Source organism: Rhizobium phaseoli (assembly GCF_010668805.1).
GTDB classification, from domain to species: Bacteria; Pseudomonadota; Alphaproteobacteria; order Rhizobiales; family Rhizobiaceae; genus Rhizobium; species Rhizobium phaseoli_A.
This window is the reverse complement of the sequence record NZ_WUFT01000102.1, coordinates 1-416: the sequence shown is the minus strand read 5'-3', so window position 1 is coordinate 416 and position 416 is coordinate 1. Positions and strand designations below refer to the sequence as shown.

At 61.5% G+C, this 416-nt stretch carries 1 protein-coding gene; it reads left to right on the top strand.

The window, feature by feature from the left end; translation table 11 throughout:
- On the top strand, positions 1–416 hold a 416-nt coding region (locus tag GR197_RS31580), incomplete at both ends, for a transglycosylase domain-containing protein (protein ID WP_204330524.1).

The following is a 416-nucleotide window of genomic DNA, read 5'->3' as shown; positions in this document are numbered from 1 at the left end:
GTACTTTGGCAAGGACCTGAAAGACCTGTCGCTGGCCGAATGCGCGATGCTCGCCGGTCTGCCCAAAGCGCCGTCCGCGTATAACCCGGTGGTGAATCCGAAGCGCGCGAAAGTGCGTCAGGAATACATCCTTCAGCGCATGCTGGAACTCGGCTATATCACGCAGGACCAGTACGACACGGCGAGCCGTCAGCCGCTCATCGTCAAGGGCGCTGGCAAGGAGTTCAGCGTGCACGCGGAGTACGTCGCGGAAATGGTGCGGCAGATGATGTATGCGCAGTACCGCGAAGAGGCGTACACGCGCGGCCTGAACGTCGTGACGACCATCGATTCCGCCGATCAGGACGCCGCATACCGTGCGTTGCGCAAGGGCTTGATGGACTATGAACGGCGTCACGGCTATCGCGGTCCGGAAG